The organism is Nonomuraea mangrovi, from assembly GCF_042681425.1.
In the GTDB taxonomy this organism is placed as follows: domain Bacteria; phylum Actinomycetota; class Actinomycetes; order Streptosporangiales; family Streptosporangiaceae; genus Nonomuraea; species Nonomuraea mangrovi.
Genome location: NZ_JBHUFV010000036.1, coordinates 69,815 through 88,048, shown reverse-complemented (window position 1 = coordinate 88,048; position 18,234 = coordinate 69,815). Strand labels below are relative to the sequence as shown.

16 protein-coding genes are annotated in these 18,234 nt (G+C 70.7%); 10 read left to right on the top strand and 6 right to left on the bottom strand.

Going from position 1 to position 18,234, the window contains the following annotated elements; all coding sequences use genetic code 11:
* Nucleotides 1-7: 7 nt before the first annotated feature.
* A complete protein-coding gene (locus tag ACFSKW_RS25295) occupies nucleotides 8-409 on the bottom strand; it encodes a roadblock/LC7 domain-containing protein (protein ID WP_358129306.1) in 402 nt (133 codons plus the stop codon).
* The gene (locus tag ACFSKW_RS25290; RefSeq protein WP_379574885.1) at nucleotides 406-2,514 is read right to left on the bottom strand and encodes a sensor histidine kinase; all 2,109 of its coding nucleotides are present in this window, start codon (nucleotides 2,512-2,514) and stop codon (nucleotides 406-408) included. The genes ACFSKW_RS25295 and ACFSKW_RS25290 overlap by 4 nt, the downstream gene beginning before the upstream one ends.
* Before the next feature lie 302 nt (nucleotides 2,515-2,816).
* Here ACFSKW_RS25290 and ACFSKW_RS25285 point away from each other — a divergent pair, with 302 nt between their 5' ends.
* Entirely contained in the window at nucleotides 2,817-3,788 is a 972-nt protein-coding gene (locus tag ACFSKW_RS25285; RefSeq protein WP_379574884.1) for an acyltransferase family protein, read from the top strand.
* Here the strand turns inward: ACFSKW_RS25285 and ACFSKW_RS25280 are convergent.
* Together ACFSKW_RS25280 and ACFSKW_RS25275 are read right to left on the bottom strand one after the other, a co-directional pair.
* Nucleotides 3,760-4,599, bottom strand: coding sequence for a PrsW family intramembrane metalloprotease (locus ACFSKW_RS25280; RefSeq protein ID WP_379574883.1), 840 nt, complete (start codon nucleotides 4,597-4,599; stop codon nucleotides 3,760-3,762). The genes ACFSKW_RS25285 and ACFSKW_RS25280 overlap by 29 nt on opposite strands.
* Nucleotides 4,596-6,560, bottom strand: a complete 1,965-nt coding sequence (locus ACFSKW_RS25275; RefSeq protein WP_379574882.1) for an NAD(P)-binding protein — start codon at nucleotides 6,558-6,560, stop codon at nucleotides 4,596-4,598. The genes ACFSKW_RS25280 and ACFSKW_RS25275 overlap by 4 nt, the downstream gene beginning before the upstream one ends.
* Before the next feature lie 366 nt (nucleotides 6,561-6,926).
* On the opposite strand from ACFSKW_RS25275, the gene ACFSKW_RS25270 reads away from it, so the two are divergent.
* The 5 genes from ACFSKW_RS25270 to ACFSKW_RS25250 all read left to right on the top strand — a co-directional run bounded on the left by ACFSKW_RS25270 (nucleotide 6,927) and on the right by ACFSKW_RS25250 (nucleotide 12,096).
* A complete protein-coding gene (locus ACFSKW_RS25270) occupies nucleotides 6,927-7,361 on the top strand; it encodes a hypothetical protein (protein ID WP_379574881.1) in 435 nt (144 codons plus the stop codon).
* A 74-nt stretch (nucleotides 7,362-7,435) separates the two neighbouring features.
* Nucleotides 7,436-8,971 carry an FAD-dependent monooxygenase gene (locus tag ACFSKW_RS25265; protein ID WP_379574880.1) on the top strand — a complete coding sequence of 512 codons (1,536 nt, stop codon included), beginning with the start codon at nucleotides 7,436-7,438 and terminating at the stop codon, nucleotides 8,969-8,971.
* Between the two features lie 142 nt (nucleotides 8,972-9,113).
* Nucleotides 9,114-10,301 carry an FAD-dependent monooxygenase gene (locus tag ACFSKW_RS25260; RefSeq protein WP_379574879.1) on the top strand — a complete coding sequence of 396 codons (1,188 nt, stop codon included), beginning with the start codon at nucleotides 9,114-9,116 and terminating at the stop codon, nucleotides 10,299-10,301.
* 146 nt (nucleotides 10,302-10,447) lie between these two features.
* Nucleotides 10,448-10,969 (top strand): RNA polymerase sigma factor, encoded by a 522-nt coding sequence (locus ACFSKW_RS25255; RefSeq protein WP_379574878.1) that lies wholly within the window; start codon nucleotides 10,448-10,450, stop codon nucleotides 10,967-10,969.
* Nucleotides 10,966-12,096, top strand: a complete 1,131-nt coding sequence (locus tag ACFSKW_RS25250; RefSeq protein WP_379574877.1) for a CU044_5270 family protein — start codon at nucleotides 10,966-10,968, stop codon at nucleotides 12,094-12,096. The genes ACFSKW_RS25255 and ACFSKW_RS25250 overlap by 4 nt, the downstream gene beginning before the upstream one ends.
* A gap of 55 nt (nucleotides 12,097-12,151) precedes the next feature.
* Here the strand turns inward: ACFSKW_RS25250 and ACFSKW_RS25245 are convergent, their stop codons facing one another.
* Nucleotides 12,152-12,970, bottom strand: a complete 819-nt coding sequence (locus tag ACFSKW_RS25245) for an SAM-dependent methyltransferase (protein WP_379574876.1) — start codon at nucleotides 12,968-12,970, stop codon at nucleotides 12,152-12,154.
* Nucleotides 12,971-13,574: 604 nt separating this feature from the next.
* Here ACFSKW_RS25245 and ACFSKW_RS25240 point away from each other — a divergent pair.
* Together ACFSKW_RS25240 and ACFSKW_RS25235 are read left to right on the top strand one after the other, a co-directional pair.
* A complete protein-coding gene (locus ACFSKW_RS25240) occupies nucleotides 13,575-14,663 on the top strand; it encodes a PrsW family intramembrane metalloprotease (protein WP_379574875.1) in 1,089 nt (362 codons plus the stop codon).
* A 127-nt stretch (nucleotides 14,664-14,790) separates the two neighbouring features.
* Nucleotides 14,791-15,273, top strand: a complete 483-nt coding sequence (locus tag ACFSKW_RS25235; protein ID WP_379574874.1) for a hypothetical protein — start codon at nucleotides 14,791-14,793, stop codon at nucleotides 15,271-15,273.
* A gap of 3 nt (nucleotides 15,274-15,276) precedes the next feature.
* On the opposite strand, the gene ACFSKW_RS25230 is transcribed toward ACFSKW_RS25235, so the two are convergent.
* Nucleotides 15,277-16,365, bottom strand: coding sequence for a hypothetical protein (locus ACFSKW_RS25230; protein ID WP_379574873.1), 1,089 nt, complete (start codon nucleotides 16,363-16,365; stop codon nucleotides 15,277-15,279).
* 88 nt (nucleotides 16,366-16,453) lie between these two features.
* On the opposite strand from ACFSKW_RS25230, the gene ACFSKW_RS25225 reads away from it, so the two are divergent.
* Both ACFSKW_RS25225 and ACFSKW_RS25220 read left to right on the top strand, forming a co-directional pair.
* The gene (locus ACFSKW_RS25225) at nucleotides 16,454-17,515 is read left to right on the top strand and encodes a sensor histidine kinase (RefSeq protein WP_379574872.1); all 1,062 of its coding nucleotides are present in this window, start codon (nucleotides 16,454-16,456) and stop codon (nucleotides 17,513-17,515) included.
* Entirely contained in the window at nucleotides 17,512-18,192 is a 681-nt protein-coding gene (locus tag ACFSKW_RS25220) for a response regulator transcription factor (protein WP_379574871.1), read from the top strand. Before ACFSKW_RS25225 ends, ACFSKW_RS25220 begins: the two co-directional genes overlap by 4 nt.
* Nucleotides 18,193-18,234: the final 42 nt, after the last annotated feature.

Sequence of the window (18,234 nt, the reverse complement as noted above, 5' to 3'; positions counted from 1 at the left end):
CACTGGTTCATGACACGCGGGGATTAGTTGAGATGTGCTGTCCGACCCGCTTGACCAGCATCGCCATCTCGTAGGCGATGTGGCCGACGTCGGCGTCGGAGTTGGCCAGTACGGCAAGGCAGGTGCCCTGCCCGGCGGCCGTGACGAACAGGAACGCCGCCTCCATCTCCACGATGGTCTGGCGCACGTCGCCGCCGCCGAAGTGCCGCCCCGCGCCGCGGGCCAGGCTCTGGAACCCGGCGGCGACGGCCGACAGGTGCTCGGCGTCCTCACGGGCGAGACCACGGGAGTAGCCGACGGCAAGGCCGTCAGTGGACAGGATCACCGCCTGTCTGACGGCGCCCACCCTGGTCGTGAGATCGTCGAGGAGCCAGTTCAGCTCGCCGGTGTTCGCAGTGGGTGTCGTCATAGGTCCCCCTCCTGGGCTTCTTCTTCTCGGCCGCGCTCGGTGCCCCGCTGGAAGGCGGAGAACAGGTCGCGTACCTCGTCTGGCGATCTTTCTGGGCGTGACTCTGGCTCTGGCTCGGGGGCCTTCAGTTGCTGTGCGATGTTGGCCTGCCTTACCCGCCTCGGCAGACCCTTGTGGGTCGTGGTCGTGCCGCCGACCAGCGCAAGGGGTTTCCTGTCGCGCTTGGGCGGCTCGGCGGTCGGCAGTGCGGGCCGCTCCACCAGCAGACCGCGCGGGATCAGCACGATAGCGGTGGTTCCGCCGAACGGCGAGGCCCGGAGCAACACGCTCACGCCGTGCCTGGCAGCGAGCTTGGCCACGACGAACAGACCGAGCCTGTCGCTGTCGGCCAGATCGAACTCGGGCGGGGCCACGAGCAGGCCGTTCAGCCGCGCGTACTCGTCGGAGGAGAGACCGAGCCCCCTGTCCTCGATCTCGATCGCGTATCCGTTGCTGACCGAGTCGCCGCGCACCTGCACGATGGTGTCGGGCGGGGAGTAGAGGGTGGCGTTCTCCAGCAGCTCGGCCGCCAGGTGGACGAGGTCGGCCGCGGCGGAGCCGTCGAGCGCGGCCTGCGGCATGTGCTGGACGGCGATCCTGGTGTAGTCCTCGACCTCGGCGACGGCGGCCCTGACGACGTCGATCGCGGGCACCGGCCTGCGCATCGCCCGTCCGGGCGCCGAGCCGGACAGGATGATCAGACCCTCGGCGTGCCGCCGCATGCGCGTGGTCAGGTGGTCGAGGCGGAAGAGCTCCTCCAGCTCGTCAGGGTCGTGCGTACGGCGCTGCATGCCGTCGAGCAGGCCGAGCTGCCGGTGGAGCAGCCCCTGCTTGCGCCTGGCGAGGTTGAGGAAGACCAGGCTGATGCCGCGCCGCAGGTTCGCCTGGCCGACCGCGGCCTCGACCGCGGTGCGCTGCACGGAGGCGAACGCCTTGGCCACGTCGATGATCTCGGCGGCGCCGCTGACCTTGAGCGGAGGCGCTTCCTTCCTGACGTTGACGTCCTCGCCCGCGCGCAGCCTGGAGACCAGCCGCGGGAGCCGTACCTCGGCCAGGTCGAGGGCCGCCGTCCTGAGCCCCGCCAGCTCGGAGGACAGGCGGCGGCCGAACCTGACGGAGATGATGATCGAGGCGATGACGGCCAGCAGGCCGACACCGCCCGCCACCGCGATGCGCACGAGGACCGTGGTGGACACGCTCGCCGACCGCTCGGACAGGATCCGGGCGGAATTCGCGCCGAGCCGGTCGAGCTGCTTCGACACCTCGGCCACCGGCTCGGTCCACTCCTCGGTGTTGAGCGGCGGATCGCCTGAGATCGCGATCCGCGACTCGGCCTGAGTGAACCTGGAGAAGGCGGAGGTCGCGAAGAACTTCTCGTACGGCACGCGCAGCTCGGCGTCGAGCGTCGACAGCGCGCGGGTGTGCAGGAACTTGCGGGTGGCGACGTACTCGGTGAAGGCGGACGCCTCGGCCTCGGCCATCTTGCCGTTGGTGAGCACGGCGCCGACGAGCGCGCTCTCCCTGGAGATGATCTCGCGGGCGTTGCTCATCGCCTGGAGCGCGCTGGCCTGCTGGAAGATCGGCAGGTCGGGGACCGAGGTCAGCTGCTCGTAGAGGCGGAACAGCGTGTCGAGCAGCTGGTTGTAGGCGTTGATGGTGTGGAGGCGGGTCTCCAGGCCGGCGTCGAGCGCGGCGCGGATGGAGTCGAGCCTGTCGAGCTCCTCGGTGGTGTCGTGCAGCGTCTTCCGCAGCCGGTCGTCGTCGGTGGCCGCGACGGCCGCGCTGAAGGCGGCCAGCGAGGTGTCGGTGCGCTCGCGCTGCGCGGTGAGCTCGCGGCCGCGCTTGCCGCCCGAGGTCGCGGAGGCGGCCCGCTCGGACTGGAGCTGGAGCCCAAGGTCGGTGGAGGTGACACCGATGGTCTCGTACAGCCTGTTGGCACGGAGCAGGGCCTGGCCGTCGCTCACGGTCAGGTTGAGGACGAAGCCCCAGAGCGCGCTCAGGGACAGGAGCGGCAGGAGCAGCAACAGAAAGATCTTGAACCGAATCGACCGGTTTCTCGAGCTCATGTCCCAACCTCGGAGTACCGAGGCGATTTCCACGCTTTGTGTAAATACACCTCGGAAGATCGCACAGGAGACTAGCACCGATTATGTCTGTGGCGCAGTGGAGGAACGTGATGATTAGCGGGATTATCGGGGCCTTCGGGGGGAGTCGTGACACCGGGCTCTGATGAGGGCGTCCTGACCTGTGCTTTCGCGTCACGCTCCGGATCCGGTCGCTGACAGGTCCTTGGGGCGCCGAGCCGCCGACAAGGGTTCGGCCGCAGGACACCCGTCGTTCGCCGTGGCCTGACTAGGGTCCGTGGGCTGTGAGCGACAGGGATCCTTACTTCGACAACGCCAAGTACCTGGCCATCGTGCTCGTCGTCTGCGGGCACATGATCGAGGACCTGCGTGAGGAGCCGATCGCCCACGCGCTCTACTTCTACGTCTACGTCTTCCACATGCCGCTCTTCATCACCCTGAGCGGCTACCTGTCGCGCAACTTCACCTTCTCGTCGGGCAAGGCGAGGAAGCTGATCGCCACGCTCGCGGTGCCGTACGTGATCTTCGAGCTGGCCTACTCCGTGCCCAGGCTCCTGCTGTACGGCAAGCTGGAGCTGAGCCTGCTCGACCCCTACTACCTCACGTGGTTCCTGATGTCGCTGTTCCTCTGGCGGCTGTCCACGCCGGTCTGGCAGCAGCTGCGCTGGCCGCTGGCCGTCGCGGTGGGTCTGTCACTGCTGTCGGGGACGAGCGCGCTGCCCGACGAGCTGTCGATGAACCGCACTCTGGGCCTGCTGCCGTTCTACGTGCTCGGTCTCATGCTGAGACCTGAGCACTTCGAGCTGCTGCGCAGGCCGTCCATGAAGGTCGTCGGAGGGGCGGCGCTCGCGGCGGGACTGGTGGCCGCGCTCGCCCTGCACGACCTCGTGCCGACGGAGTGGATCAGGTGGCGGCACGCGAACGACGCGATCGGCGTGGACGACCTGACGGGCAGCCTGATCAGGCTCGGCTTGCTGGCCGCGGGAGCGGTGCTCGTCGCCGCGTTCATGGCGGTGACGCCGCGGCGGCGCACCTGGTTCTCCGGCCTCGGCGCGGCGACGATGTACGCCTACCTGCTGCACGGGTTCGTGGTGAAGGTCGCCGAGCGCCTCGGCCTGGGCGTGCCGCTGTCGATCGCGCTCGGCGTGGTCGTGGCGACCGTGCTGTGCACGCCGCCGGTCCGCGCGGCCTTCGGCTGGGCGGTCGAGCCCAGGATGTCCTGGGCGTTCACCGCTTTGCGGCGGCCCGTGCGATAGCCCGCAGCCAGAGCAGCCCGGCCACCGAGACGACCAGCAGGCCTCCCAGGTCGAGGACGGTGTAGAGGTGCACCTGGGTCTCGGTCACCTCGGGGACCCTGCCGATGCGGAGCTGGTCGAACTGCCACGATTTCCCGGTGAGGAGCAGGGTGAGCGCGATGGCGATGGCGTTCATCGAGTCCCACAACCCGTGCAGCAGGGAGACGCCCAGGTAGGCGAGCAGCACCCGGCCGGTGAGGCGGCCGCCGGCGCCGAACAGCACGCCGCCGGCGATCGCCGTCCACAGGCCGTGGCCGACCGGCGCGAGGACGCCCCGCAGCACCTCGGTCTCCACGAGCTGCGCCAGCGACAGGCCGGTGGGGGTGAACAGCGCGTTGAAGGCGTAGCCCGCGCTCTCGAAGGCCGAGAACCCGAAGCCGACCGTCGCACCGAGCACCAGGCCGTCCCTCATGGTGCGGCGGGCCATCTTCCTGGTCACGACCATCAGCGCGATCAGCTTCACGCCCTCTTCGATGAGCCCGACCCCGAGGTAGACCGCGAGGGACGGCCTGAGCAGCCAGCTCTCCAGCAGGGAGGCGCCGAGCACGCCGAGCACGCCGCCCACGACGAAGGCCGTGAACAGCAGCTCGACCGTGACCTCGGCGCTCCTGCCGCGCTCGTAGGCCCACACCACGAACGTCACCGGCACCAGGAAGCTGCCCAGCAGCACGAGCGTGGGAACGAGGTTGGAGTTGGACGTCCACTCGGTGACGACGAGGGTGGCCGCCCACAGGACGAACCCGATCAGGAAGATCCGCAGCCAGGGTCTCATCGCTGCAGCTCGGCCACCGCTCTGTAAGCCGCGCTGATCGCCGCGTCCGCGTAGGCGGCGGGGACGGAGTCGGAGTTGGCGATGGCGATCCTGCCGCACCGCCTGCGGGCGATGTCCGCGGGCAACGGCCCGTCGGGGTAGAAGTCGTTCCACGGCCTGCAGTACTCCGGCGCGTAGCCGTGGCCCCACCTGTTGACGGTGATCGCCTCGATGTCCCGCTCGGGTTCGAAGCCTGCCGCGCCGAGCAGGCGGGTGAGCTGGTCGCGGATGGTGTACTCCATGAAGCTGAACGGTGTATTGATCAGGACGTGCCGGCCGGCGACCGCGCCCTGGGACGGCGCCATCCCCGACTGCGCGGGAGTCGCGACCATGTGGACGTTGATCGGCTCGCTGGGGTCCCTCGAGCACGTGTAGCCCGGCATGCTGACCGGGTGGTCGAGCTCGGAGACACACCAGTAGGCGCCGGTCCAGCGCGTGCGGGTGACGCGCGCCCGCTGCCAGGCCGTCCAGTCGCGCAGCTGCACCGTGGCGTACAGCAGCGGCATCTTGACCGCCTTGCGCAGCGCCTCGCGCTGCTCGCCGGGCAGCTCGGGGACGAGATAGGGGATCACCATGTTCCAGCAGGCCATGATGACCGCGCCCGCGCCGACCGTCCTGATCGCGTTGCCGTCGAAGTAGCCGACCGTGGCGCTGGTGGCCTTGTCCGCGCCGCCGTCGTTGGCGACGGAGACCACCGGGCTGGAGAGCCTGAACCGCACCCGGTTGGCCGCCAGGTCGAGCTTGCCGTAGTCGAAGGCGGCGGTGGTGATCCCGTCCATGTCGGTCGCGTCGGTGAAGCCGGGGATCATCCTGCCGACCATCATCCGCACGAGCGCCTGGTTGCCCTCAGGGAAGTGATAGATGTCCGGGTCGTCCGCGTCCCACTGCTTGATCACGCTCGGCGAGTTGAACCTGGACGGCTTGTCGCGGTGCAGCTTGAGGCCCTGGAAGCCGGGATAGTCCCAGCCTTTGGCGCTGCCCCACGCGTCGATCGCGCCGAACGCGGTGGTGTCGTAGGCCCATTCGTCGCTCGACGTGGTCCTGAAGAACCGCTCCACGTCGGGGTGGACCCTTGCGACCTCGAGGAGATAGCGGGAGTAGGTGAGCGCGGCCAGGCGCTTCTCCTTCTGATCGCGTGACAGCCCGCGCAGGTAGTCGGGCGGGTTCTTGTAGAGCCTGACCAGGTCCCTCCTGGCCCGGTCCCCGATCGGCAGCTGCGCGGCCAGTCGCTCGGGGGTGAGCCCGCCGGTGAGCCTGACGAGCTTCTCGGTGGCGAAGCTCTCCCTGTCGCACATGACGCTGTCGGTCATCCCGAAGTCGCTGTAGAGCTTCCTGTCGAAGTACGTCCTGAACTTCGCCAGGTCGACGTCGAGCAGGTAGAGCAGGTTCTTGCCCTCGGCCGTCCACACCGAGGGCGCCTCGATCGACTGTGAGCCGCCGTACCCGATGAGCGGTCCCATGCGGCCCTTGGGGGCGAACACGTTGCGGCGCGCGTGCCCGCCGATCTCGTCGTGGTTGTCGAGGATGAGGACGCGGGCGTTCGGGTCGTTGCGCAGCCACTCGAAGGCGGCACTGACACCGCTGATGCCGCCGCCGACCACCACCAGGTCGTAGTTCTCGCCCGTGGGCCTGGCCTCTCCCGCGTACTGCCAGAACCTGTCGTCGCGGAGCGCGTGCGGGACGCTCAGCGCCGCAGGGGTGTTGCCCTGCAGTCCTGTCAGACCCGGGGGGAAGGTGACCTGGCCTGGGACCTCCAGGCGATCGGTGCCGATCCGGCCAGGGGCGGCGGCGTCCATCCCGCAGCCCGTCAAGGATCCCAGGGCGGCGGCTCCCACGGCCATGGCCACGCCGTCGAAGAAGTCGCGGCGCGAGATGGGCCGGCTCATGCCGAGTTCGCGCGCCCGGCGAGGATTGATCTCCATGCCGCGATCATCACGAGAGGGGGAAAATGCCGCCCCATGGCGCGCGGCGTTCCCACGAACATTTTACGCGTATTCACCGATCTCCTCGGAGGTGTTTTCCCATGCCCTAGAAAGGAGGGAAGTCAGGGAAATGGAGAAAGCATGTTGAAAGCATTTTCCGGGATATGCGCGGTGCTGATATGCATTTCCGGATGTGGTCTGGAATCGACCGCGCGGGGGCCCGCGCCGAGCGCCTCCCCCATCCGGACCGCCGTCCGCGATCTCGGCGCGGCCCTCCTTCCCGCTCCGCCTGGCATGCGCGTCGCGTACGGTCCCGAATCGGGTGCTTACGGCACGCTCCGCGCCACCAGGGAGGGAGCGGCAGCCATGCGGCAGGGCACCTCGTGCGCGCCACGGCTGGACCTGGACCTCGCCGACGTGCGCACCGCCCCCGCCGCCGTCGTCGCCTACAGCTCCGATGAAGGCTCCGTCACCCAGGCGCTGGTGGACCTGCCGTCGGCCTACCCCGCGGAACTGCCCGCGGCTTGCGCCTCGTACCAGGCGGTCGTGGAGGGGGAGTCGGTCAGCTACGTCACCAGGACGATCGACCTGCCGCCGCTCGGTGACCAGTCGCGCGCCCATATCACGGCCGTCACCGGAGGCGGACAGAGTCTGGAGGTGGGCTCGGTGGTGATCAGGGTGGGAACAGTCGTGATGAGCCTGCTTGTAGTCGCACGAAAAGTGAAATACGCCGGTCTAGCCGACCAAAGCCGCGAAGCTTACGAAAAGTTGACGCTTGCCATGAATGGCGACGGAAGATGACAGAGAGCTGACAGGCCGTTGCCAGCTCGCCCCCCGAGGGTGGCTCTCACCCGATCCACTCTCTGGAGGCCGTCATGAGCAGCACCGCCACGAACAGCACCGACCTGGGGAACACCGTCCCGGGGAGCGCCGTCCCGGGGAGCGCCGTCCCGGGGAGCGCCGTCGTCGCGGGCGCCGGTCCCGTGGGGCTGACCGTCGCCGCCGAGCTGCGCCTGCGCGGAATCGAGGTCATCGTGCTCGAACCGCTGCCCTCGATCGACCCGCGAGTCAAGGCCGGGTCGCTGGCGCCCCGCGCGGTCGACGCGCTCGACCTGCGCGGCCTGGCCGAGCGCATCCCCTCCTTCGCCCTCCCGCAGACGGGCGGGCAGCGGGTCCGGACGGGCGGGCAGCGGGGCTCAGGGCCGCGCGGGCACTTTGCGGGAATGTGGGTGCTCAGGGAGAGCGCCTACTCCTCGAAGGCCGCGACGCTCGTTCCTCAGCAGGTCCTCGAGGAACTCCTCGACGACCACGCCGCGGCCCAGGGCGCCGACATCAGGCGCGGGCACACCCTCACCGGCTACACCCAGGACGAGGAGGGCGTCACCGTCCAGGTCGAAGGCCCCGAAGGGCCCTACGAGCTGCGCGCGGGATGGCTCGTCGGCGCGGACGGCGGCCGCAGCACGGTCCGCAAGCTCTCCGGCGTGCCCTTCCCCGGCACCGACGGCGTCATCACGGGCTACCAGGCGCTGGCCGAACTCGACGACCCCGACTTCGCCCCCATGGGCTGGAACAGGCTGCCGGGCGGCCTGGTCGTCAACGGGCCGGTTCCCGGCAGGGTGCTGGTGGTCGAGTTCGAGGGGCCGCCCGCCGACCGCGACGCCGCCATCACCGTCGAGGAGTTCCAGTCCATCCTGCGAAGGGTCAGCGGCAGCGAGGTCACCGTCCTCGAAGCCCGGTCGCTGACCCGCTTCACCGACAACGCCCGCCTGGCCGAGTCGTTCGTGATCGGCAGGGTCGTGCTGGCGGGCGACGCCGCCCACGTCCACTCGCCCTTCGGGGGGCAGGGGCTCAACCTCGGCCTCGGCGACGCGTTCAACCTGGGATGGAAGCTGGCCGCGGTGATCAAGGGGGAGGCGGGGCGGGAACTGCTCGACACCTACACCGCCGAGCGCGGACCGGTCGCCGCAGGAGTGCTGAAGAACACCAGGGCGCAGGTCGCCATGATGCGGCCGGGGCCGTACGCCGACGCGGTGCGCGAGCTCTTCGCGATGCTGCTGGAGGCGGACGACGCCAACAGGCGGCTGACGGATCTGATCTCAGGGGCGGGCCTGCGCTACGACCTCGGCTCGGCCCACGACCTCGTGGGGCGCTTCGTCCCCGATCTGACGGTCAAGACCGCCGAAGGGTCCTTCAGGGTGGCCGAGCTGATGCGGTCGGGCAGGGGGCTGCTGCTCGTGCTCGACGGCAGGGCCGTACCCGAGGAGTGGGCGGGCCGGGTGGAGACCGTCAGGGGCGCCTGCGAGGCGGCGCCCGCCGACGCCCTGCTGGTCAGGCCCGACGGGCACGTCGCGTGGGCGGCAGGCGACGGCTCGCTCACCGAGGCGCTCACCACCTGGTTCGGCCCCGCCTGACGGCCCCGCCTGACGCCGCCGCCTGACGGTCCTGTCCGACGGGCCTGTCCGGCGGCCCGTCTGGCGGGCCGCGGGGCCGGTCACGGGGAGGCGGTGCGCGGGCGGTGCGTGGCCCGTCAGCGGCCCCGGCGACTCTTCACCCATGACGAACACCACGAAGCACGTCCTGATCTCCGGTGCCAGCCTCGCGGGGCCCGCCATGGCCCACTGGCTTCTCAGGTACGGCTATGCCGTCACCGTCGTCGAGCGGGCCCCCGCCCTGAGGGAGGGCGGCCAGGCGGTCGACTTCCGCGGCGAGGCGCACATGACCATGCTGGAGCGCATGGGCATCCTCGAGGAGGTCCACCGCCGCCGGACCGAAGGCGGCCCGCTCGTCTTCATCGACGCCGAAGGGAGGCAGCAGCTGAGCCTGCCCGCCTCCTTCACCGGCGGCAACGTCGAGATCACCCGCGGCGACCTGTCGCACCTGCTCTACGACCTGACGAAGGACAGGGCCGAGTACCTGTTCAACGACTCCATCGCCGCCATGACCGAGACCGCCGACGGCGTCGACGTCGTCCTCGACAGCGGCAGGAAGGGCAGGTTCGACCTGGTCATCGGCGCCGACGGGCTCCACTCCAACGTCCGCAGGCTCACCTTCGGCGAGGAGTCGCGGTTCCTGAAGAGCTCCGGGTACTACGCCGCCCTGTTCGACGCGCCCAACCACCTCGGCGTCAGCGGCAGGTCGCTCATGTACAGCGAGCCGGGCCGCGGCTCGCTCGTCTACGCCGCCGAGGACGACCAGGACAAGATCACCGTCGTGTGCGTCTTCGCCTCGGACTCCCTCGACTACCACCACCGTGACGTCGCCACCCAGAAGCGGCTGCTGGCGCAGGCCTACGAGGGGGCGGGCTGGGAGCTGCCGGAGCTGCTCTCCCACCTGGAGGAGTCGGACGCCTTCTACTTCGACTCGATCAGCCAGATCCGCATGGACCACTACACCAAGGGCCGCGTCGCGCTCATCGGCGACGCCGGGTACGGCGCCACGATGGGGGGCATGGGCGCGGGCATGTCCCTCGTCGCCTCCTACGTGCTCGCCGGCGAACTGGCGGCGGCCGGCGGCGACCACACGGTCGCCTTCGCCCGGTACGAGGAGCAGATCCGCGGCTACGCCAAGGCCTGCCAGCGGGTCGCCGAGGGCGCGGGCGGGTTCTTCGCGCCCAAGAACGTCCGCCGCCGCAACCGCATCTACAAGGTGCTGGCCTCGAGCTTCCTCATCGGCTTTCTCGACAGGCTGAGCACCAAGGCGGCCAACTCCATCAAGCTCAAGGAGTACGCGCTGCCCTCATGAGAGGCGGATCAGGACGGGCTCGTTTCCGCAGATGAGGGTCTTGGCCACACTCTGGGGAGCCGCGGATGCGAACATGCCCTGTAACCATCGACCCTCTCGAACCACTTCTCTGTGTCAGCACACCCGAGACATGAGGGAGTTGGGCGGTGACCGATGAGCGAGAACGGTTCATCACCATCTATGACGAATGCCGCCAGCGCGTGTGGGCGTACGTGGTCGCGCGCGCCGGCAGGCAGGTCGCCGACGAGGTGGTGAGCGAGACCTTCGCCATCGCGTGGCGCAAGCTCGACCGGCTGCCCGCCCACGCGCTGCCGTACCTGCTGGGGATCGCCAGGAACGTCCTGCGCGACAACATCAGGGACGAGATCAAGCGCGAAGGGCTCAACCGGGAGCTGCGCGAATGGGTCTCGGGCGACGTCGCCGACCAGGTGGCCGAGCGCCTCGGAGTCCTCAAGGCCATGGCCAGGCTCACCCAGGACGAGCGCGAGCTGCTCATCCTCGTCGCCTGGCAGGGACTCTCGACCCGCGACGCGGCCAAGGTCGTCGGCTGCTCGGCACCCGCCTTCAAGGTGCGCCTCCACCGCGCGCGCAAGCGCCTGCAGCGCGAGATGGAGCAGCCCACCGCCCCCGCCATGTCCAGGCTCGGCCTCAAGGAGGAGTGGTCATGAACCCGATCGACGAGCTGCGCGCCGCCCGCCCCGCGCACCTGGGTGACGTCCCTGTCGACGAGCGGACCAGACGGTCCGAGCTCGCCCACGCCATGTCTCCCACCATGTCCCAGGGCACGCCCTTCCGGCGCCGCACGAAGCCGCGCCTGGTGTGGGGGCTGGGCCTGGCGGGAGCCGCCGCCGCGGCCACGGCCGTCGCCGTCCTCGCCGCGGGCACCGGAGGAGGTACGGCGCCGCGCGCGCCGTCGGCCGCGCCCGCGTCCAGCGCTCCGGTCAAGCTCACCGCCCAGCAGGTGCTCCTGGTCGCCGCCACCAGCGCCGAGCGGCAGCCGGCCACGTCGGGCGAGTTCTGGCACACCGAGACGCTGGGCAGGAACCTCGTCACGGCCCCGGACGGCTACGTGATGGTGATGGAGCAGCGCAACGAGATGTGGGTCGGCAAGAGGGGGCAGTGGTCCCGCTCCCAGTACCTCGGCGCCAAGCCCGCCACCGACGAGGACAGGGCCAAGTGGGCGGCCGCGGGCTCGCCCGCCGAGGTCGAGATCGCCGTGCCGGGCAAGCCCGTGGGGAGAACCCTCCCCCTGGCCGCCAACAAGCCGTACACCGGCCACCACGCAGGCAAGGAGGTGTTCTGGCTCGGCCGCAACGTCACACTCGCCGACCTGGCCGCGCTGCCGGACGACGAGGTGGGGCTGAAGGCCTGGCTGCTGAAGTACTACGAGGGCAAGAGCACCGAGTCGGACGCGCCCATGGCCGAGGACGCGTGGCTGTTCCAGGTGACCGCAGGGCTCATCACCGACATGCCGGTCAGCGCCAAGGTGCGCGGGGCCGCCTTCCGGATGCTGGCCGCGCTGCCGTCCGTCACCGCCGTGGGCGAGGTCACCGACGCGCAGGGGCGATCCGGTACGGCGATCGCGATGGAGACCGAGTCCCACACCGGCGGCGCCGACGGCCGCAAGGGTCTCCTGCAGGACCGGCTGATCATCGACGAGCAGACGGGCGTGGCACTCGGCCGCGAGAGCGTCGTGGTGAAGCCGGGCGGGTTCCAGGCCGGCCTGGAACCCGGCACCGTGTGGAACAGCGCCACCGTCGTGCGCGCGGAATGGACCGACTCCCGTACCTCCTGACCGCTCCTGCCCGGGGCGTTCCCGATGGGGGACGCCCCGGGGAGGGGTCGCGCGGTCACGGCTTGCGGGCCACCGCGCCGTAGGCGTCGATCGGCGCGACCGCGACCGCGCTCTCCGGCAGCCTCCAGTGCGAGATGGGGGCCAGCCCCGGCTCCACCGGCTCCAAACCCGTGAAGCATCCGGCGAGCTGGTCGAGCGTGCGCAGGTGGTACGGCACGGCCCCGGACTCGGCGAGCTTGTCGCTGCCCTCGTTGACGGCCTCGCCGGTGTCGGTGCCGTCCCACAGCACCAGGTGGCTGCCCGAAGGGACCGCCGCCATCACCCTCGACACGATGGACCGCACCTCGTCGAGGTCGGCGACGTAGCCGAGGACGCCCATGAACATGACCGCGATCGGCCTGGTGAAGTCCAGCACGTTCCTGGCGTCGGAGACGATCTGCTCGGGCTCGTGGTAGTCGCCGTCGACGTATGTCGTCACGCCCTCGGGGGTGGTGTTGACGAGCAGGGCGCGAGCGTGCACCAGGACCAGCGGGTCGTTGTCCACGTACACGATGCGCGAGGCGGGCGTGATCGCCTGGGCGATCTCGTGGGTGTTCTGCATGGTCGGCAGGCCGGTGCCGATGTCGAGGAACTGGTCGATGCCCGCCTCGGCGGCCAGGTAGGTCACGGCGCGGTGCAGGAACTTCCTCGACTCCGTGGCCATGGTCACGATGTCGGGGTAGACCTTGGCGACGGCGTCGCCCGCGGCGCGATCGGCCTCGAAGTTGTCCTTGCCCCCCATCCAGTAGTTCCAGATGCGCGCGGCATGGGGGATGTCGGACTTGATCCGGGCGGCCAGGTCCGACCGAGGGTGAGGGGGCTGCTCGCCGGCCATGCTGGTGCTCCTGAGAAAGGTCGCTGGTGGAGTGGCGCTGGAAGTCAGCGGAGTGGCGCTAGAAGATCGTACGGTTCCATGGCCGTCAGGGGAGCGTATTGATGGGGAATCCACCCCTTCCTCCCGGGGTCCGCGAGGTTTTCTCCCTGGGCTGTCAGACGGGGCCCCCGGCCACGACGCCCCCTGGCCGGATGACGATCGGGCCGGTCGGACCTCGCTCATCCACGTCCGACTTGCCGCTGGTTGCGATTGACCGGTGGATTTGGGTGTTTTGGTAGTGGAGTGGAAGTTGATCACCTAGGCTGGCGACCCGTGCGCAAAAGATCATGACGGCCACTCGCCCCTGAGGGGCTCGCGTCCCGCTCGATGTGCGGCAAGACGCCGGTGACCGGCCATGCGCGCACCGGATCGTCGGGATCAGCCGTGGCACGGGGAAGCGTTTGTCGCCCCGGTTCCTTCCCGGCCGAAAGAGAAAGCAGCACCGCCCTCTCCGTTGGGCGGTGCTGCTTTCTGGTTCCAGGCTCCAGCAAGCCAGTTAAAAGGGACGTGCAACCACAAATCGGTAGAAAGAGTCATGGATTCCGGTCGAGGAGAGGAGGCCACGGTGAGCCACACCCCAAGGCTGCGGGCGCCGCTGCCCGGTCTGCGCCTGCGGCCGCCCGGACGGGACGGCGGCCTGATCGTCGCCATCGTGATCTCCGCGCTGTGCGCCTCCGGCCACCTGGCCTGGCTCATGACAAGGACCGGCGGAACCCTCACCGACCTGGCTCTGCCGCTCGCCGTCGCACTCGCGCCCCTGCCCGTCCTGCTCGTCGTCGTGCTCGCGATCGACCAGCTCACGCCGAAAGTGCGGCTGAACCTCGTCTTCGCGTTCGCGTGGGGCGGAGGGGTCGCCTTCCTCGCCGCCACCGTCCTCACGAGATCCACCGCCGGCGGCGCGGCACCCCTGTTCGAGGAGATGGCCAAGGGGACGGCGCTCCTGTGGCTGATGTGGTGGCGCAGGAGCGCGATCACCTCGCTGACCGCCGGCATCGTGCACGCCGCCATGGCGGGCCTCGGGTTCGCGACCGTCGAGAACGTCGTCCACTACCTCGCCGCGTTCGCGCAGGGAGGCCGGGACGACCTGCTCACCATGATCGTCCAGCGAGGGCTGGGCATGGGGATCGCCCATCCCCTCTGCGCCTCGCTGATGGGATTGGGGATCGCCTACGCGGTCGTCGCCCGGGGCGGGACAAGGCTCCCGATCGCCCTCGCGACCTGCGCGGGCGCCGTCCTCCTCCACATCCTGTGGAAAGACGCGGTCTTCTCCGCCACCGGCGCGGACGGGCGGAAGCAGGCCTACGTGGTGTGCGCGGCGGTCGTCCTCGTGCTGACCGCCGTGATCGTCACCGAACACCGGCGGCTGGTCGCCGCCATCGGCCGCCACCTGCCCCGCTACCAGGACACAGGAGCGGTCACGTCCGACGACGTCGACATGCTCTCGTCGGGACGAGGCCGCTGGCAGGCCCTGCACCAGGTCCGGACGCCGCCGGCCCGCCGCGCCATGGCCGACTACCAGCGGGCCGCCACCGAACTGGTCATCCTGCACCAGCGGGCCGAACGCGACAACGTACGGCCCGGCGTCCGCGACCGCGACGACCGGCTGGCGGTCATGACAGAGGCCCGGGCCCGCCTCCGCGCGTCGGCTCTGTGATCGGGGCCCCGCCGCGGGGTTCGCGGCGACGTCCCGCATGCGGGATGGTGGAGTCGAGCCGATCGCGGTGGGTCCGCGAGACCTCCGGCGAACCGACCATCTCCTCGAGGACGGAGCCACGGAACTCATGGCGGAACAGGACGGACAGGGAGCCCAGGCGGGAGACGAGCGGCGGCTGGCCGTCGACCTCTTCAACGGGGTGTGGCGCATGCTGGAGAAGGAGGGCCGCACGGTCGAGGACGACGACCGGATGCTGCACATGGCGCACGCCTCCCGCTACCACTGGGGCGAGATCGGCGCCCCGGTCAATCGCAGCAGGGGCGAATGGCAGTGCTCACGGGTGTACGCGGTCCTGGGGCGCGCCGAGCCTGCCCTCCACCACGCCCATCGTGGCCTGGACATCTGCCGGGCCCACGGCATCGGGGACTGGGACCTGGCCTTCGCGTACGAGTCGCTCGCCCGCGCCAGCGCGGTGGCGGGGGACAGGGAGCAGGCCAGGGTCTGGACCGAGCAGGCGCTGGCCGCCGCCCGGGCCATCGCCCAGGACGAGGACCGCGAACTGGTGCTCGCGGACCTGGAGACCATCCCGGGCCAGCCCCGCTTCTGGTAACCGTCACTCACGACACGCCGCGGGAAGATCTTTCGGGCTGAGCCGTACCGCTGTGCGGCGCAGCCAGTAGGCGGCGACCGCGGCGGCCAGCAGCGCGCCCCACAGCGGGTACGGCCAGAGCAGCAGCTGGAGCAGCTCCCCCCGCTCGACGGCGTTGACCGCGAGCCCCGTCGAGGCCAGGCAGCACGCCCCCGCGACCAGCCCGCCGGCGACGACGGGCAGCCGCACGGGGACGGGACGGCCGCGGTAGACCGGCACCCAGCGTGGGAACACCTCGCCCCACCTGCTGACGAGCCCGAGTGTCAGCGCCGCGCCGATCAGCGCGCCGATCGCGATGACCACACCCTGCAGCCGGGTTCCCGGGTCCATGTGCGGGCCGGTCAGGGCGGAGTCGGTGGGCCACGGCGTCAGCCAGGTGAGCCGGTACAGCGCGTAGGGCAGCGGGCACAGCGCCGCCCCGATGGTGGCGACGCGACCCCACCGGGCGACGGACTCGGGACGGAGCAGGCGCGGCCGCTCGCCGCTCCCGAACGCCTTCACCGCGATCGTCAGCCACACGGCGAAGGCCGCAGCGTTGGCCGCCGTCCAGCCCAGCCGCCCCGCGTAGGAGGCGAAGTTCGCGACGATGTTGCCCGCCGTGAGCGTGACGATGTCGAGCGAGATCACGCCGGTGAAGGCGCCGGCGGACACCAGGGCGACCAGCGCCGCGAGCCCGGCGTAGCCCGACGGCCTCCCGCGGACGCAGGCCAGCACCACGACGCCGACGAGCACGACGGGCCCCAGCAGCGCCATGCCGTACGCCAGTGCCGACATGATGCCGGCGTCGGACATCACCACGCCGAAGAACAGCACCTGCGCGGCCGCTCCCACCCGCACCACCGGCAGGGGCGCGAAGACCAGCGCCAGCCCCACGAGCCCGGCGGCGACCGTCATCGGGCCCGCCACCGCGTGCTCCATCAGGTGCGACAACGACACGGTCACGCGGTCACGGGCGCCGAAGGGATAGCTGGACGGGGTCGTCCACCACAGCATCCCGACGGCGGTCACCGCGAGCGACAGGATCGCGCCGAGTATCCGATCAGTTCTCGTCATGTCACCCCACGCTAGGAACGAGCGGATCGGTCCGCCTCCCCCTGCCGAGGGAGGCCGCGCGGCGGGCCGTCGGCTAACGTCGGGCCTTGTGAGAGGCCTCGTCGCCCGCGCCGTGGGGGCGGGCACCTACCAGCTGCTGGGCGCCGCGCTGCTGACCCCGGTCGCGGTGGCGCTCGGCCTCGTGATCCTGTCCGAGCTGACGCCGGGACGCGTGCTGATGCTGTGGGCTGCCTGCCTGCCGGCGACGGTACTGCTCGCCACGGTGCCGCTGATCCGGCGCATCGAGACGGCCGCGCTGGCGGAGCTGCTCGGCGTCGACGTCCCCGAGCGTGCCGACCGGCTCTACCTGGCGGTGCTGACGAGCCTGCACCTGTACGGCGGCGCCACGCTCAGCGCGGGCGTGCTCCTGCTGTCGCCAGGACTGGTCCGCCTCAGCGACCAGGCGCGCGAGGCTCCAGGCGACCGGGCGGAGGTCCTCCTGCTCACCGCCGCCGTGCTGGTCGCGCTGGTCGCCTCCGGTTTCGGCCAGCGGTGGGCGGCGGGCCGGCTGCTGCGCGCCGAGCCGTCCCGCGCGCTGGAGGAGCTCGGCCGCCGTCAGACCCTCGCCCTGGAGCTCCACGACTCGGTCGGCCATGCCCTCAGCGTCGTCCTGGTGCAGGCCATGGCCGCCCAGGCGGCGCTGCGGCGGACACAGGCGGGCGTCGAGGTGGCCGACCAGTCGCTCGACCACCTGGTGACAACGGCCCGCGACGCCCAGCAGGACCTCGACGTGCTGCTGCGCGTGCTCGACGACGGCGACGCCGCCGAGGCGCCGACACTCGACTCGCTCGACTCGCTCACCCGCGGCCTCGACGTGCACGCGAGCGTCGGCCGGCTCGACCGCGTCCCCGTCCCGACCTCGCGCGCCGCCTTCGCGATCGCCAGGGAGGCGCTCACCAACGCCCTGCGCCACGGACGCGGCCCGGTCACACTCGGCGTCGCCGTCGGTGACGACCTGGTCCTGACCGTCGACAACGCGTCGGCGGGCACGACGGGAAGGCAGGGGCGCGGCCTGACCGGCATGCGCATGCGCGCCCGTCTGGTCGGCGGGACCTGCACACACGAGGAGGTGGACGGCACGTGGCACATCCGGGCGACGCTGCCCCTGTGATCCGCGTCGTCCTGGCCGACGACGAGAAGCTGATCCGCTCGGGATGGGCGACGATGCTCTCCGTCCACGACGACATCGAGGTCGTCGGCGAGGCGTGCGACGGCCGCGCGGCCGTCGAGGCGGGCGCGGGCGCGGACGTGGTGCTGATGGACATCCGCATGCCGGGCATGGACGGGCTGGCCGCCACCCAGGAGCTCGCCCGCCGCTCGCCCTCGACGCGGGTCGTCGTGGTCACGACGTTCGAGAACGACCAGCTGGTCTGGGGCGCCCTGCGCGCAGGCGCCGCCGGCTACGTGCTCAAACGCGCGCCCGCAGGGGAGCTGGTGGACGCCGTCCGGCTGGTCCACTCCCGCGACGCGGTGCTCTTCCCCGACGCGCTGCGCCGCATCGCCTCCCCTCACCACGGTACGGCGAAGCGGCACGCGCACGCCGAGCTGACCCCGCGCGAGCTGGACGTGCTCCGGCACATCGCGCTCGGGCAGAACAACGCGGAGATCGCGGCGACGCTGTACGTCTCGAAGGAGACGGTCAAGACGCACGTCCGCAACGTCCTGGACAAGCTCGGCGCCCGCGACCGCACCCAGGCGGCCGTCCTCGCCTACGAACGGGGCCTCGTCTTCCCCGGCGGAACCTGCGACCAGGGCCTCGCCCCCGGTGGGGGTGGCCGAGAACGCTAGTCTGACCTTCCCGGTCAGCCAAGGAGCGGATCGCTTGTCGTA

Bases quoted from the DNA above. Each gene is read 5' to 3' on its own strand.
- ACFSKW_RS25280 (WP_379574883.1), bottom strand. From the start codon at position 4,599: ATGAGACCCTGGCTGCGGATCTTCCTGATCGGGTTCGTCCTGTGGGCG.
- ACFSKW_RS25265 (WP_379574880.1), top strand. From the start codon at position 7,436: ATGAGCAGCACCGCCACGAACAGCACCGACCTGGGGAACACCGTCCCG.
- ACFSKW_RS25260 (WP_379574879.1), top strand. From the start codon at position 9,114: ATGACGAACACCACGAAGCACGTCCTGATCTCCGGTGCCAGCCTCGCG.
- ACFSKW_RS25270 (WP_379574881.1), top strand. From the start codon at position 6,927: ATGCGGCAGGGCACCTCGTGCGCGCCACGGCTGGACCTGGACCTCGCC.
- ACFSKW_RS25290 (WP_379574885.1), bottom strand. From the start codon at position 2,514: ATGAGCTCGAGAAACCGGTCGATTCGGTTCAAGATCTTTCTGTTGCTG.
- ACFSKW_RS25230 (WP_379574873.1), bottom strand. From the start codon at position 16,365: ATGACGAGAACTGATCGGATACTCGGCGCGATCCTGTCGCTCGCGGTG.
- ACFSKW_RS25235 (WP_379574874.1), top strand. From the start codon at position 14,791: ATGGCGGAACAGGACGGACAGGGAGCCCAGGCGGGAGACGAGCGGCGG.
- ACFSKW_RS25295 (WP_358129306.1), bottom strand. From the start codon at position 409: ATGACGACACCCACTGCGAACACCGGCGAGCTGAACTGGCTCCTCGAC.
- ACFSKW_RS25250 (WP_379574877.1), top strand. From the start codon at position 10,966: ATGAACCCGATCGACGAGCTGCGCGCCGCCCGCCCCGCGCACCTGGGT.
- ACFSKW_RS25245 (WP_379574876.1), bottom strand. From the start codon at position 12,970: ATGGCCGGCGAGCAGCCCCCTCACCCTCGGTCGGACCTGGCCGCCCGG.
- ACFSKW_RS25275 (WP_379574882.1), bottom strand. From the start codon at position 6,560: ATGGAGATCAATCCTCGCCGGGCGCGCGAACTCGGCATGAGCCGGCCC.